Source organism: Metasolibacillus sp. (genome assembly GCF_025291715.1).
Taxonomy (GTDB): domain Bacteria; phylum Bacillota; class Bacilli; order Bacillales_A; family Planococcaceae; genus Metasolibacillus; species Metasolibacillus louembei.
On record NZ_JAMBIZ010000004.1, the window covers coordinates 154,525 to 170,153 of the forward strand.

The 15,629-nt window shown below is 41.5% G+C and carries 13 protein-coding genes and 1 riboswitch; all 13 genes read right to left on the reverse strand.

What is annotated here, in order from left to right:
- Window positions 1-19: 19 nt before the first annotated feature.
- Window positions 20-655 carry a TetR/AcrR family transcriptional regulator gene (locus M3Z76_RS04670; protein WP_293921454.1) on the reverse strand — a complete coding sequence of 212 codons (636 nt, stop codon included), beginning with the start codon at window positions 653-655 and terminating at the stop codon, window positions 20-22.
- 3 nt (window positions 656-658) lie between these two features.
- Window positions 659-1,795 carry an acyl-CoA dehydrogenase gene (locus M3Z76_RS04675; protein ID WP_293921452.1) on the reverse strand — a complete coding sequence of 379 codons (1,137 nt, stop codon included), beginning with the start codon at window positions 1,793-1,795 and terminating at the stop codon, window positions 659-661.
- Between the two features lie 13 nt (window positions 1,796-1,808).
- Complete coding sequence (locus tag M3Z76_RS04680) at window positions 1,809-2,945, reverse strand: acyl-CoA dehydrogenase (protein WP_293921450.1); 1,137 nt, start codon at window positions 2,943-2,945, stop codon at window positions 1,809-1,811.
- Window positions 2,946-2,957: 12 nt separating this feature from the next.
- Window positions 2,958-3,806 carry a 3-hydroxybutyryl-CoA dehydrogenase gene (locus M3Z76_RS04685; protein WP_293921448.1) on the reverse strand — a complete coding sequence of 283 codons (849 nt, stop codon included), beginning with the start codon at window positions 3,804-3,806 and terminating at the stop codon, window positions 2,958-2,960.
- On the reverse strand, window positions 3,803-4,999 hold the full coding sequence (locus M3Z76_RS04690; RefSeq protein ID WP_293921446.1) for an acetyl-CoA C-acetyltransferase: 1,197 nt from the start codon (window positions 4,997-4,999) through the stop codon (window positions 3,803-3,805). The genes M3Z76_RS04685 and M3Z76_RS04690 overlap by 4 nt, the downstream gene beginning before the upstream one ends.
- Before the next feature lie 231 nt (window positions 5,000-5,230).
- Window positions 5,231-7,438: a (Fe-S)-binding protein gene (locus M3Z76_RS04695; protein ID WP_293921444.1), complete on the reverse strand. Its 2,208-nt coding sequence runs from the start codon at window positions 7,436-7,438 to the stop codon at window positions 5,231-5,233.
- 246 nt (window positions 7,439-7,684) lie between these two features.
- Window positions 7,685-8,245: a cob(I)yrinic acid a,c-diamide adenosyltransferase gene (locus tag M3Z76_RS04700; RefSeq protein ID WP_293921442.1), complete on the reverse strand. Its 561-nt coding sequence runs from the start codon at window positions 8,243-8,245 to the stop codon at window positions 7,685-7,687.
- A gap of 5 nt (window positions 8,246-8,250) precedes the next feature.
- A complete protein-coding gene (locus M3Z76_RS04705; protein WP_293921440.1) occupies window positions 8,251-9,705 on the reverse strand; it encodes an adenosylcobinamide amidohydrolase in 1,455 nt (484 codons plus the stop codon).
- Entirely contained in the window at window positions 9,705-10,685 is a 981-nt protein-coding gene (locus tag M3Z76_RS04710; RefSeq protein WP_406601092.1) for a FecCD family ABC transporter permease, read from the reverse strand. The genes M3Z76_RS04705 and M3Z76_RS04710 overlap by 1 nt, the downstream gene beginning before the upstream one ends.
- A gap of 61 nt (window positions 10,686-10,746) precedes the next feature.
- On the reverse strand, window positions 10,747-11,688 hold the full coding sequence (locus M3Z76_RS04715) for an ABC transporter substrate-binding protein (protein ID WP_293921438.1): 942 nt from the start codon (window positions 11,686-11,688) through the stop codon (window positions 10,747-10,749).
- A 182-nt stretch (window positions 11,689-11,870) separates the two neighbouring features.
- A riboswitch (cobalamin riboswitch) is annotated at window positions 11,871-12,053 on the reverse strand.
- A 109-nt stretch (window positions 12,054-12,162) separates the two neighbouring features.
- Window positions 12,163-13,317 (reverse strand): acyl-CoA dehydrogenase family protein, encoded by a 1,155-nt coding sequence (locus tag M3Z76_RS04720; protein ID WP_293921436.1) that lies wholly within the window; start codon window positions 13,315-13,317, stop codon window positions 12,163-12,165.
- A gap of 194 nt (window positions 13,318-13,511) precedes the next feature.
- Entirely contained in the window at window positions 13,512-15,179 is a 1,668-nt protein-coding gene (gene argS / locus M3Z76_RS04725) for an arginine--tRNA ligase (RefSeq protein WP_293921434.1), read from the reverse strand.
- Window positions 15,179-15,613 (reverse strand): YwiB family protein, encoded by a 435-nt coding sequence (locus tag M3Z76_RS04730; protein WP_293921432.1) that lies wholly within the window; start codon window positions 15,611-15,613, stop codon window positions 15,179-15,181. The genes argS and M3Z76_RS04730 overlap by 1 nt, the downstream gene beginning before the upstream one ends.
- Between the last annotated feature and the right edge of the window lie 16 nt (window positions 15,614-15,629).

A 15,629-nucleotide genomic window follows, 5' to 3' on the forward strand; every position in this document is an offset into this window, starting at 1 on the left:
AGACAGCCCCAATATCCCTTTACTCTTTACGTAAAATACCATTCAACAACGTATTCGTTTGGTATGCAATAAATTCATCTATCGTGCAATGCTTATGTAGCGCCCATCTTCGAAACGCCCAGCTTTGCCCTTGAATAACAATATGATTTGCTGCCAAAAATAGCTCTTGCTCAGACAGCTTCAAAATGCCTAGCTCTGTGCAATTTTTTAATAACTTTTCAAAGAGCGCAACCATTTCCAACTCTTTATTCAATACATAATGCAATGCTTCAGTCGATAGCGATTTTGATTCTTGATACATAATGGTAAATGCATCTGACATGCTATCGATGACGAAAAAGTATTGTTTAATTGCTTCCTTTAGCTCATCGACAGTGCCTGAATGCTGTGGAAAGCTGTCGAGACGTTGCCTTACTTCGTGATAGATGCTATCACATAGCAGGTACAGCACATCCTCCTTTGTACGCACATATTCATACAATGTGCCGATACTAAAGCCTGCCACCTTCGCTATTTCACGCGTTGTCGCTCGATGAAAGCCTTTTTCTTTAAACAGCACGATAGCTGCATTAATAATTTGCTGGCGGCGAAACTCAATAAGCTGTGCATCTTTTACAGTCGTTTCAACTTGCAGTTTTTCTTTGCTTTCTTTCATAGATTACTTCGTTAAATTACGCGAAATTACGAGGCGCTGAATTTCCTGTGTACCTTCGTAAATTTGTGTAATTTTTGCGTCGCGCATAAAGCGTTCTACAGGATAGTCTTTCGTGTAGCCATAGCCACCAAAAATTTGCACTGCTTCCGTTGTCACATTCATCGCTGTGTCGCCTGCCATTAATTTTGCCATTGCTGACGCTTGCCCATATGGCAAATCATTCGATTCTAACCATGCTGCTTGGTATGTTAATAAGCGCGATGCCTCTACCGCTGTTGCCATATCTGCTATTTTAAATGACACGCCTTGATTTGCCGCAATCGGCTTACCGAATTGCACGCGCTCCTTCGCATATTCCACCGCTGCATCTAATGCACCTTGTGCGATACCAACCGCTTGTGCTGCAATTCCATTACGTCCACCATCTAACGTTTTCATCGCAATCACAAAGCCTTGCCCAAGCTCGCCTAAAATATTTTCTTTTGGTACGCGGCAATTTTCGAAAATAATTTCTGTCGTTGGTGATGAACGAATACCTAGTTTTTTCTCTTTCTTCCCTACAGAGAAGCCTGGCATATCTGCTTCTACGATAAATGCTGTTGTACCATGCTTTGCTTCTGGATCTGTTACAGCAAAGACCACATAAATGTCAGCTACGCCACCATTTGTGATAAAAATTTTAGAACCATTTAACACATAGTCATCGCCATCTAATTTTGCATATGTCTTCATACCACCCGCATCAGAGCCTGAGCCTGGCTCTGTTAAGCCATACGCACCAATTTTCTTGCCTTCAGCCATTGGGCGAAGATATTTTTGCTTTTGCTCCTCTGAGCCGAACTTATAAATCGGCCAGCCTGCTAATGATGTATGTGCTGATAATGTTACCCCTGTTGATGCACATACGCGTGAAAGCTCCTCTACTGCGATACAGTACGCAAGATAGTCAAAGCCTGCACCACCATATTCTTCAGGCCATGGAATACCTGTTAAGCCTAGCTCCGCCATTTTATCGAAAATCTCACGGCTAAACTCTTCATTTTCATCGCGCTCTGCCGCTGTTGGTGCTACTTCATTAATCGCAAAATCGCGAATCATTTCACGTAATTGCTCATGCTCTTCTGATAGTTGAAAGTTCATTTCGTTAATCCCCTTACTTTAATAAATTTTTTCCGATAACGATACGTTGAATTTCACTCGTGCCTTCATAAATTTCCGTTACCTTTGCATCGCGGAAATAACGTTCCACAGGATAGTCCTCTGTGTAGCCATAGCCACCAAATACTTGTACCGCGTCAATTGCCACCTGCACTGCTGTTTTAGAGGCAAATAGCTTTGCCATTGAAGCTTCCTTACCACATGGTAAGCCTTTTGAGCGTAAATCTGCCGCACGATAAACGAGTAGCTTCGCCGCCTCTACTGCTGTTGCCATATCTGCAAGCTTGAAGCCAATACCTTGCTGTGCTGCAATCGGTTTGCCGAATTGCACACGCTCCTTCGCATAAGCCGCTGCTGCCTCTAGTGCTGCCTCTGCAATACCTAATGCTTGTGCTGCGATGCCAATACGTCCAACATCCAAGTTAGCCATCGCAATTTTAAAGCCTTCCCCTTCGTTGCCTAGCAGGTTTTCTGCTGGCACTAGCATATTATCAAATGTTAGCTGTACTGTACGTGAGCCATGCAAGCCCATTTTATGCTCATCTTTACCGATAATTAACCCCGGCGTATCCTTTTCTACGATAAATGCTGAAATGCCTCGTGAGCCTAATTCTGGATTTGTGCTTGCAAAAACGATGTAAACATCCGCTTCGCCACCGTTTGTAATAAACACTTTCGAGCCATTAATTTTATAATGGTCGCCCTCTTTTACAGCACGTGATTTTAACGAGCCTGCATCGCTACCTGAATTTGGCTCTGTTAAACAAAATGCCCCTAAATATTCGCCAGTCGCTAGCCTTGAAACATATTTCTCTTTTTGTGCTTCATTGCCGAAATAAAGAATTGGATTCGTACCGACAGATGTATGAACAGACAAGATGACACCAACAACCGCACTCACTTTAGACAATTCATTAATCGCTAAAATATACGATGTAAAGTCCATCTCTGAGCCACCATATTGCTCAGGTGTTGTAATGCCCATTAAGCCAAGCTCGCCCATTTTCTTTAAAATTTCGCGCGGAAACTCGCCCGCTTCCATGCGGTCAATAAATGGTGCAATCTCGCTCTCAGCAAAATCCTTGACCATATTGCGCATCATTTGCTGTTCTTCTGTAAAACGTAATTCCATCGTGTCTTCCTCCTAGTTATATACGTAAAAGCCTCGCCCTGATTTTTTACCTAACCAGCCTGCTGCCACGTATTTGCGTAACAGTGGGCAAGGGCGATATTTACTGTCACCAAAGCCTTCATGTAAAATTTCCATAATGTATAAGCATGTGTCTAAGCCGATAAAGTCTGCTAATGTTAATGGCCCCATCGGATGATTCATCCCCATTTTCATGACATCATCAATCGCTTCTTTTGAGGCTACACCTTCATATAGCGCATAAATCGCCTCATTAATCATTGGCATTAAAATACGATTCGAAATAAAGCCTGGGAAATCATTTACTTCAACAGGTGTTTTTGATAGCTTCAACGTCATTTCTTCCACCGCTTTATACACCTCATCCGCTGTCGCAAGCCCACGAATAATTTCAACAAGCTTCATCACAGGCACTGGATTCATAAAGTGCATGCCGATTACTTGCTCTGGTCGTGTTGTTACCGCCGCAATTTCGGTAATCGGTAAGCTCGATGTATTTGTTGCCAAAATAGCATGCTTCGGTGCAATCGTGTCGAGTTGTTTGAAAATCGATTGCTTCACTTCCATATTCTCCACAGCTGCTTCAATGACAATGTCTACATCCTTTGCGTCCTGCAAATCAAGCGACATCGTAATACGCTCTAAAATCGCTTGTTTTTCTTCCTCTGTTTTCCGTCCCTTTTCTACATCACGTGTTAAGTTTTTTGTAATAACCCCTATGCCGCGCTGAAAAAATTCCTCTTTCATATCGTTCAGTACAACTGTATAGCCTGCTTGTGCACAAACTTGCGCAATGCCTGAGCCCATTTGTCCTGCACCGATGACCATTACCTTTTGAATCATCCTTCTGCCCCCACTTCGATCATAATTGCATCCCCTTGGCCGCCACCTGAACAAATTGCAGCAATGCCAATACCGCCACCGCGACGACGTAATTCATATGCTAACGTTAAAATAATGCGTGCACCGCTTGCTCCAATTGGATGACCTAACGCAACCGCTCCACCATTAACGTTGACTTTGCTATCATCAAGTCCTGCAATTTTACTGCTCGCTAATGCAACTGCTGCGAATGCCTCATTGATTTCAAACAAATCAATATCCGCTAATGTTTTCCCTGTTTTTTCAAGCAGTTTTTGAATAACAAGACCCGGTGTTTGTGGGAAGTTTTGTGGCTCCACACCAACTTCCGCATGCCCGATAATCGTTGCAAGCGGCTTGCGATTTTCTTGCTTCGCTCGCTCTTCACTCATACAAACAAGTGCACATGCCCCATCATTCACGCCTGGCGCATTCCCTGCTGTAATTGTGCCATCCTTGCTAAATGCTGACTTTAACGTTGATAGCGCTTCCAAAGTTGTGCTAGCTCGTGGCGCTTCGTCTTTGTTAATCACAATCGGCTCACCTTTACGCTGCGGAATTTCAACTGCGATAATTTCCTCTGCTAGCTTACCTTCTTCCATTGCCTTCAATGCTAGCTGATGGCTACGTAACGCCCATTCATCCTGCTTTTCACGTGTCAAATCAAAGCTTTCAGCCGTTTGATTACCATATGTCCCCATATGTACACGCTGTGGATCAAAGGCACAAGACAAGCCGTCGTAAATCATGCCATCAACAAGCTGTGCATCGCCCATTCGTAAACCAAAGCGTCCCTTTGGTAAATAGTACGGTGCATTGGACATCGACTCCATACCACCTGCCACAATCACCTCTTCGTCCCCTAATCGAATTAGCTGATCAGCCAAAGTTACACTGCGCATACCTGATGCACATACTTTATTAATTGTTTCTGTTTTAACATTCCATGGAATACCAGCCTTCGTTGCAGCTTGACGTGAAGGAATTTGCCCTTGCCCTGCTTGTAGTACCGTTCCCATAATGACTTCCCCAACATTTGCTGGCTCGATATTTGCTCTTTCCAATGCCGCTTTAATTGCAGCGCCACCTAAATCGCTCGCCTGCAAGCTTGCTAAGCCTCCCCCAAACTTACCAAATGCCGTACGTGCACCATCTAAAATTACTGTTCTATTCAAAATAAACACCCCTTGTTTAGTTTTGACTGAACGCTCGCTCAGTTGTATTGTAAAAAAATATTGATTTGTACTATTAGTTCAAAGTTTACTAGAAAGCATGTTGATTTTCAATTATTGTTTTCTAAATTTTTGAGCGAGGTTCCTAGAATAAAGGTTACAATCCGCCCGTTAAAATAAGAAAACGCAAGAAATCTATTTTCAAAATGTTGATTTCTTGCGCTTCATTAATTTTTATTCTTTCTTTTCTGTTTGTTCAGTAACTGTGTCTTCTGTTGCAACCACTTGTTCAATGACTGTTTCCTCTGTTGCTTCTTCCTCAGGCACTTCAACTACTTTGTCGCCGAAGACAGCACGCTCTAAAATCTCTGCAATGTCAAATGTGCCAACTGTATCTTCAACTTCCTTCGCCTTTGTACCGTCTGATAGCATTGTTAAGCAGTAAGGACAGCCTGATGAAATAACGGATGCCTCTGTAGCCAATGCTTGCTCTGTACGTGCAACATTGATACGGTTACCGACATGCTCTTCCATCCACATTAGACCGCCACCAGCACCACAGCACATACCTGTTTCGCGGTTACGTTCCATTTCAACAAGCTTCACACCTGCGATGCCTTTTAAAATTTCACGTGGTGGGTCATAAACATCATTATAACGACCTAAGTAACAAGAATCATGGAAGACGATTGTTTCCTCAACACGGTGATTCATAATTAAGCGACCTTGCTGAACTAAATCATATAGCAGCTCAGTATGGTGCAATACTTCACCATTCCAGCCAAAATCCTTATATTCATTTTTAAAAATATTGTATGCGTGTGGGTCGATTGTGACAATTTTCTTCACATCGTTTTTCTCAAACTCATCAATATTAGCTGTTGCAAGCTCTTGGAATAAAAATTCATTTCCTAGACGACGTGGTGTGTCACCAGAATTCTTCTCTTTATTTCCTAAAATCGCAAACTTCACGCCTGCCTCATTCATTAAACGTGCAAATGCTAGTGCAATTTTTTGTGAACGATTGTCGAATGAGCCCATTGAGCCTACCCAGAATAAATATTCCATTTCCTCACCTGATTTTTTCAATTCCTTTACAGTTGGAATTGCAACCGATGAATCAAGCTCACGCCAGTTTTCTTTTTCTTTACGGTTTAAGCCCCATGGATTACCTTGACGTTCGATATTTGTCATCGCGCGCTGTGCATCTGGATTCACTTTTCCTTCTGTCATCGTTAAATAACGGCGTAAATCAATAATTTTATCAACATGCTCGTTCATTACCGGACATTGATCCTCACAGTTACGACAAGTTGTACAAGCCCAAATTTCTTCCTCTGTAATAACATCACCGATTAATGATGGGCTATAAATATCTTCAATTACAGCTCCCTCTGCACCAGCAGCCATCGCTAATTGATTCCCCTGTGTATTTTTAAACATTTGGTATGGCACCCAAGGCTTTTGCTTCGTAACAACCGCACCTGTAAATGTTAAATGATCACGCAATTTGACGATTAAGTCCATCGGCGACAGCATTTTCCCTGTACCTGTTGCTGGACACATATTCGTACAACGCCCACATTCTACACATGCATAAAGGTCGATTAATTGCTTCTGTGTAAAGTCTTGAATTTTCCCTACCCCAAGCGTTGGCATTTCATCTTCATCCTCTGCTTCCTCAAGTGCTGAGAAGTCGATTGGACGAAGTGTCCCCATGCGCTCTTGACGGTTTAAGAAAACATTGAAAATACTTGTAATCAAGTGGAAATGCTTTGATTGTGGTACATATACTAAGAACGTTAATAAAATTAATAAATGCACCCACCATGCTACATAAAAAATAGCTGCTGCAATTTTTGGTGACAAGAAGCCAAAAACAAAGGCGATGCTTGATGCTACTGGCTCTGCACCTGTTAAGCCATGCTCATGCCAAATTAAGCCCATTCCATTGGCAACGAGTGTCGAGATCATTAAGCCACCAATGAAAATTAATACAAGCCCGTTTTTTAAGCCACGCTTTAAGCGAACAAGCTTTTCAACATAGCGTCGATAAAATGCAATAACAACCGCTACTAAAATCGTTAATGCGACGATTTCTTGGAAAAATGTAAAGAACGGATAAAGCGGGCCAAATGGCAAATGTGAACCTGGCTTTAACCCTTTCCAAATTAAATCAATCGCACCAAGCTGAACGAGTAAAAAGCCATAGAAAAACATAACATGGACGATACCCATTTTTTTATCTTTTAACAGCTTGGATTGTCCAAACACTTTTTCAACAATGTCGCTAATTCGATCAGATAGCTTTTGGTTAAACTCTTCTTTCTTCCCTAGTCTGATGAATTCATAGCGCGTTTTTAATAAATACACAAATAGCCCTGCCCCATACAGCACTACTGCGATAAACGCGACCCAATTCACAATTAACAATGTGCTCATTGTTTCTCCCCCTCATGAATACCTATATTCGTAAACCCCTTTGTAAGCTTTCTCCCATTATAAAATGTAATTGTTTATATGTCACATTGTAAATTATGAATGAACATTCAGTCAACACAATTTCAGGTTTATTCCATGTTTTTTCGAGTTTATTCCATGTTTTTAGAGATTTATTCCACGTTTTCGGGGTTTTATTCCACGTTTACAACAAAAAAGGAAGCAAAAAGTCTGCTTCCTCCAAGTCTTTTATTTAAATACATCCGCACTACGCACATATTCGATATCTGCAACGTTTACTCTTGCATTCGCTACACGTGCTGCTGCAAATAAATAGTCTGATAGACGATTTAAATATTTTTGTACTACTGGTGAAACATCATCGTCCGCCTTCATTAAGGTAACCGTTTGACGCTCTGCTCGGCGAGCTACTGTACGTGCAATATGCAATGTCGCTGCCGCTGGTGTGCCACCAGGTAAAATAAAACGCTTCAATGGTGGCGCTTCGTCTGCTAATGCATCAATGCGTGCCTCCATCGCTTCAATTGGTGCTTCTGTTAACTTATAAACGCGCTCTTTCATAACATTCGCTAAATCGCCACCGCCATCAAACAGCTCATGTTGAATGCTTTCTAAATCCGCTAAAATATCTTGGAATAGCCCTTTATCTAGCTCTGTCATCGCTTTGCCGATTACTGAATTTAGCTCATCCATTGTGCCGTATGCTTCTACGCGCAAATCGTCCTTATCAACGCGACGTCCGATAATGCTCGTTTTCCCTGTATCACCTTTTTTTGTGTAAAGCTTCATTTCCCTCATCCTCTCTTTTTATATTCGGCAATTGCCTTTGCAGTTGCTTCAAAAACGCCTCGACCAATCCATTTGCCTACTGTAGTAATTGGACCAGCATAAGGCATTTCTTCCCCTATTTGTGTTGCCGCAATCAATAAACTATCCGTACTTGTACCTGTTGCAATCGTACCCGTCCTTGCATCGCGTACATTTTCCTCTGCAAGCGCCTTTGTTTTAGCCTCTGTTGCTGTAATCATCGCTTGATAAAAGGCTTCATCTGACAGCTTGCCATTAATAATAACCCATGTATTAATCGTGCCAATATGTGGTGATTGCTCTTCCTCATATGTGCGCGTGACATCAACAGCATGGTGAACACCAGCAGTTACTGCTACAATAACGAGCCCATCAGCGTATGATTCAATAATAGCATTTTGTGCTGCAATCGCTGTCATCATGATCACGGTATTTGTTGGTACAAAGCCACTTGCCGCTAAAAATGCTTGTGTTTCCTCTTTGACATTTTCAATTGGATAAGTAGGCTCCACCGTTCGATTAAGGAATGTTGTATACCAGCCCATTCCTGCATTATAAACAGCTGATGAAACTACCTTTAACGGTGCATCTGCTTGAAATTGTACGTAGTTATCTGTAAGCATAAAATGCTTTTTTGTAACAGGTGCAAATAAATTCTCACGGGTCATCCTTGGTAGCTGTGTTACTTGTGGCTTTGGTAACTGTGGATGAGCATATGTCGCTACCTTAGCTCCATAGACATCCGCGATTTGCGCTTCGAGCAGCACTTCATGCGGTTTACCGAAAGCCTTCACTTGCCCCTTTTCCATTAACAAAAGCTCATCGCAATATAAGGAGGCTAAGTTCATATCATGAAAAACAGAGACCACTGTTAATTCACATTCTAATGCTTCCTTACGAATCATATCTAGTATTTGCTGTTGGTGTGCAATATCTAGATGATTTGTCGGCTCATCTAATAGTAATAGTCCTGCACATTGTGCCAAAGCCTGTGCGATAAATGTACGCTGCTGCTCGCCACCCGATAAATACTCTAAATAAGCATGCTCATAGTGCTGGACACCTGTTTGCTGCATCGCCGTTTGTACAGCGTGTTCATCCTGCTCTGACCAGCTAGAAAAAAAGCTAGATTGATGTGGATAACGTCCAAGTGACACCGCATCACGCACAGAGTTTGAAAAAGCATTCGCATGTAGCTGTGGCAGCACTGCCATCTTTTTGGCTAGCTCCTTCGTGGAATATGTACCAATTTCCTTGTCATCAATTAACACACGACCACCTGTTGCAGGAAGAACACCACTAATAACTTTTAGTAATGTAGATTTCCCACTACCATTCGGCCCAAGAATGCCAACAATTTTCCCTTTTGGCACTGTAAATGACACATCCTGAATAACCGGTGTAGTGCCGTAGCCGCCAGAAATATGCTCCACTTTTAGCATTATGCTCCCCCTTTTCTACGTTGTTTGTAAAAAATATAAGCAAAAATGGGTGCACCGATAAATGCTGTGATGACACCTATTGGCAGCTCTGTTGGTGCAATAATTGTACGTGCAACTAAATCGCAAATAATGAGCAAACTAGCTCCATTAATAAATGATAAAATTAACAGTACTCGATGGTCTGCCCCAACAATCAATCTCACCATATGTGGTACGACAAGCCCGACGAAGCCGATTGTGCCTGAAACAGCAACAGCTGCACCTGCTAGGATAGAGCCACCTGCTAAAATTACATATTTACTGCGTTTCACATCGACACCTAAATGCTTGGCACGCTCTTCACCATAAATCATCGCATTTAGCTCACGACGATTCAGCCAAATCAATAGCACACCAATAAGGACAAATGGCAAAACCATTTGTACATATGGCCAACCACGCATCGATACACTGCCTAGCAACCAACCCATAATCATACGCAGCTGCTCTCCTGTTAAGGCAATCATTAATGAAATACAGGAGCCTAAAAAGGAGCTGAAAATAACGCCTGTTAAAATAAGCGTTTCCATTTTCATCGTTTTATCCACAAAGCGTGCAAAGGTCATGACAATAATCATTGTAATTGCCGCACCAATCATGCTAAAGATTGGCAATGTAAAAATCCCAAGCATTGGTAGCGAAATTGAAAAATAAATGGTAGCGACCGCACCAACTGATGCACCAGACGAAATACCGAGCGTATACGGATCTGCCAACGGATTTTTCAATAAACCTTGGAACGCCGCACCAGCAATAGCTAGAGATGCGCCAACAAGCGCCGCAAGCACGACACGAGGCATGCGGATATTCCATAAAATGCTGTACGCTGTAGGATCAGCCTCTTTATTCCATAAAGTAGATAGCGGTATGTTCACTGAACCTACCGCTATCCCTAACCATATACTAATCAGCAGTAATGCAATCGATATACTATATGCTATTACGCTTTTTTTATTTTGGCTCAGTGGAAACGCCCCCTTTGTTAATGAGCGCTACAAATTTTTATTTAAACAAATCTGGATAAATAGCTTTTGCAATTGACTCAACGCCATCTGCAATACGTGGACCTTGACGATTTGTTGTAGCATCATCGATTGCATAAACTGCACCATTTTTCACAGCGTCCATTTCAGCAAATGCTGGATTATTTAAAATTGTATTCACATCATCAGCATATGTTACAAGAATTGTGCTAGGGTTGCTTGCAACAAAATCCTCTGCACTGTACATTGGCCAGCCATCTGCTTCAACAGCATTTTTCACATTGATCGTCTGTAGCATTTCATTCATAAATGTATTTTGACCAACTGCATAAATATCAGGTGTTGCTCCAACGACAACAAAAGCTGATTTTTCTTCTTGTCCTTCTACTTTTGCTTGAAGCTCAGCTAATTTCGTTTGTATAGCCTCTTCAATCTTTTGTGCCTCTTCTACTTTGCCTGTTAGCTTGCCGATTTCCTGTATTGTTGTATAAGTCTCTTCAAATGTTGAAGCATTTTTCACAACGAACACTGTCACTCCAGCTGCCTCTAATTGCTCTACCGCTGCTTGCTCTGTATTCATGCCATGTGCAAAAACGATATCAGGCTGTAATGAAATAACTTTTTCAATATCTAATTCATAGCCGCCAACCTTTTCTTTGTCTGCTACTTCTGGTGGATAATCATCGTTATCTGTCACAGCAACTACTTCATTTCCTAAACCTAAAGCAAATAAAATCTCCGTATTTGATGGAATTAACGAGACGATTTTCTCAGGGGCCTTCTCTAATGTAATTTCTCTCCCTAAAGAATCGGCTACCGTTACAGGAAATGCCGCTACTTCCTCTTGGCTCTCTACCTTTGTCTCATCCTGTGTTTGTGGCTCCTTATCATCTTGTCCACATGCCGCAAGCAAGCCTGTTGCCAACAGCATTGCCATAAAAATTGACCAAAACTTCTTCATTTGAACTTCCTCCTAAAATATACTCTGAAGTATCATTGTCTCCAGTTCAAAACTTGTACTATTTACCAAAGGTTTATTTCAATTCAACATATAAAAAATGCAAATAAAAAATCCCTCGACATAGACGAGAGATAATAAATGGACGCTCAAAAAAGCGTTGCCATCCTATCCTCGTAGGCTGTCATTGGCGTTATACGAAGGCAGGTCTCCTGGCTTATGCATCAAACGTTTCTAGCGCCTTCCCAAAAAATCAGTGGCATATTGCTAGAAACTAGCATTTACAGTGGCGGGACCGCGTCAGATTTTCACTAACTTCCCTTTTACTCCTTGCTCGCTGCAAGGAACCTTACGTACTACATTATGAACTTATTGACAATGAAAAATCTCAATGTCTCCATTACAATTATAACGGAAATATTGAGATTGTGTATAGGTTAAATATGATAGTTATACTCAAGGCAAATTCTTTCTTCTCTATATTTGATTAATCGCTGTTTCTGCTAATTTTTTTATTGTCATATCGTCCATCGGTGGATTGTGCAAGCCTGCCCTTACATCGCGATAATAACGCTGAAGTGGATTATTGCGCTGTAAGCTTTTTGCACCAACTAATCGCATTGCCTTGTCAACAATTTGTAGTGCATTGTTTGTTACTACATGTTTAGCAATATTGAGCTCATGCTGTACAAGCTTTTTACGTGCTGGATCTGCATAAGCCTCGGCTGCGCCATATAATGTAAATCTTGCTGTCGCAAGGGCTAAATCCATTTCTCCAATGAGTGCTTGCACATTGGGCAAATCGCTTATAGGTCCTTTTAAGCTGTTTGGTTTATGTGTTGTAGCAAAGTGCACTGCGTAATCACGTGCAGCTTGTGCGATTCCTAAATATGTAGCAGGAACAAGCAAGCTCCATCCATTTACTCTAAAGCCTGTAGAATAGCTTGGAATTTCAACCAAATCAGATGGCTGAAGCTCAACATTTTGTAATACTAAATCATGGCTACCTGTACCACGCATCGCAATGACATCCCATGTTTCATCTATAGAAACACCCTTCACATCATGCGGAATAAGGAAAAAACCAATCTTCTCTTCATCTTCTATCCAAGCGGATGTTAAAAAATAATCAAGCTCTGGTGCCCCAGTTGTGTAATTTTTACGACCATTAATTAACCAGCCTGATGCTGTTTTTTTCGCCGTTGTTAGCGGCTTACCGCCGCGCGTTGGGCTACCCATTGCAAACTCACTCACTGCCCGATTAATAATTGCTCCCTTTGCTACTTCCTGTGCAAAGCTTTGTAGCTTCGCTGGCTCCCATCCCTCTTGCTCAAACAAATCGCCTACCGTTAATAAGGTCCACCCGATTGTTAGAGCTGTACTTGCATCATAGCTTGCCAGCGTTTCATGTAATAAAATGGCATCGTAAATATTGAAGCCTTCCCCACCTAACTGCTTTGGTAAAGTAATTTTCGTATAACCTATCTCCCTCAATGCATGAATATTTTCATGTGGAAAACTTGATAGCTCATCAATTTGCTGTGACCGACTTTTAAATGACTCCTCAAGCGTAGCGATTTTCTGTAACCACTCTCGCTGTGCTACTGTTTTAATGAAAAGCTGTTTATTCAAAATAGCGGCCCCCTCTGAATTTCCAATGATATTGAAATTGATTGTACGTTGTGTAGAAATGGAAGTCAATCTTTCATTCCTAGTTTTTTAATAGGCTTTATGCATTTTATTCAGCATCCCTAAAGTATGATACGGCTTTGAAGCATTAAAAAGCTGAGGATGCCTATGTTAGACATCCTCAGCTTTTATTTTCATTACATTCTTTCTGGTGCGCTTACGCCGATTAGCTTTAAAGCATTCGCTAATGTTGTACGTACAGCTGTAATTAATGCAAGACGTGCCTCCGTTAATTGCTTGTCCTCTACATTGATTACTTTTTCTGCATTGTAGAAACTATGGAATGCTGCTGCTAGCTCCTGAATGTAGTTTGCAATACGGTGCGGTGTACGATGCTGTGCTGCATCTGCTACAACCTGTGGGAATGCACCGATTTTTTTCAATACATCCACTTCTTTTTCAGCTGTTAATAGCTGTAGATTTTCCATGCTTGCGTGGAAGCCTTGCTCCTCTGCTTGACGGACGATTGAGCAAATACGTGCATGTGCATATTGCGCATAATACACTGGGTTTTCATTTGATTGCGATACCGCTAAATCAAGGTCAAAGTCCATATGTGAATCGCCTGCCGTTTTCACAAAGAAGTAACGCACTGCGTCTAAGCCAACTTCTTCTACAAGCTCACGCATTGTTACTGCATTACCTGTACGCTTTGACATTTTAAATTTCTCGCCATTTTTATAAAGCTGTACCATTTGAATGATTTCTACTTCTAATGTATCACGCGCATAGCCAAGTGCCTCAATTGCTGCCTTCATACGAGGAATATAGCCGTGGTGGTCAGCGCCCCAAATATTGATGAGCTTATCAAAGCCTCGTACAATTTTATCTTCGTGGTAGGCAATATCTGGTGTTAAATATGTGAATGAGCCATCGTTTTTGATTAATACGCGATCTTTGTCATCACCAAATGTTGTCGAGCGGAACCAAGTTGCTCCTTCTTCTTCAAAAACGTGACCATTCGCTCGTAATTTATCTAATGCCACTTCGATTTTACCGTTTTCATATAGCGATGTTTCTGAATACCATACATCAAACTCAACGCGGAAGTTTTTCAAATCGTTTTGTAATTTTTCAAGCTCTAGCTGTAAGCCATGCTGACGGAAAAATTTGAAGCGTTCTTCATCAGATTTTTCTAAAATACTAGCACCATATTCTTCAGCCAATTTACCTGCAATGGCAATAATATCAGGACCATGGTAGCCATCCTCAGGCATTTCTGCCTCCATACCTAATGCTTGCTTGTAACGAGCCTCTAATGAATAGGCTAAGTTATTAATTTGATTGCCCGCATCATTAATATAATATTCACGTGACACTGTATAGCCTGCGAAATCTAATACGTTACATAATGAATCGCCAACAGATGCCCCACGCGCATGTCCTAAATGCAAATCACCTGTTGGATTGGCTGATACGAACTCCACTTGCACTTTTTCACCCGCACCAGTCGTTGAGCGACCATATGCGTCTCCCTGTTCAAGCACTGTTTTGACAACACCTGTTAAAAGATCTTTGCGCACTGTAATATTAATGAAGCCTGGACCCGCAATATCGATTTTCTCAATATTGGCCGCAGCTAAATCAATGTTTTCAATAATTGCTTCTGCAATTGCGCGCGGTGGTTTTTTCGCAAGCTTCGTCAGCTGCATGGCAATATTTGTTGCAAAATCCCCATTAGCTTTATCCTTTGGTGTTTCTAAATGAATTTTTAATTCCGTGCCTTCTTCGATTAGCTGGGCTTTCGTCACCGCATGTGCTAATGCCTCTTTAATCGTTTGTTGTAATTGCTCAACCGCGTTCATTATTGTACCTCCGTATAATAAATTTCTAATTTATAATTGCCCGCCACTGCACCACTGACGATTAAATCATAATGTGCAATAAACTGACCTTGAATACATTCCTCATTTGGTTCAAATGCTAAAGCATATGTTTTTGTAACGAGCGGCAGTGTACCATAGATGCTTTCATAATGCCCATTTTCCTTTTGCTCCATATTAAGTGGCAAACGCATATTAACATCGCCTCCACGCAAAATAAAAGCCTGTCCATTTGCTAGCTTCACTGTTGTTCGAATATGTGCTTCTTCCTGTACTTCTTCATAGCGTAAATAGTAGCTTCCTGCCTTTTCCACATAGGAGCCTTGCAGCCACATTTCATACGTTTCGAGCTCCCCATCTGTTGGGATAATGGATGACACAAGCTTAATTTTTACTTTTGTTCCTACATCCTGCATGGGCGGTACACTCCTT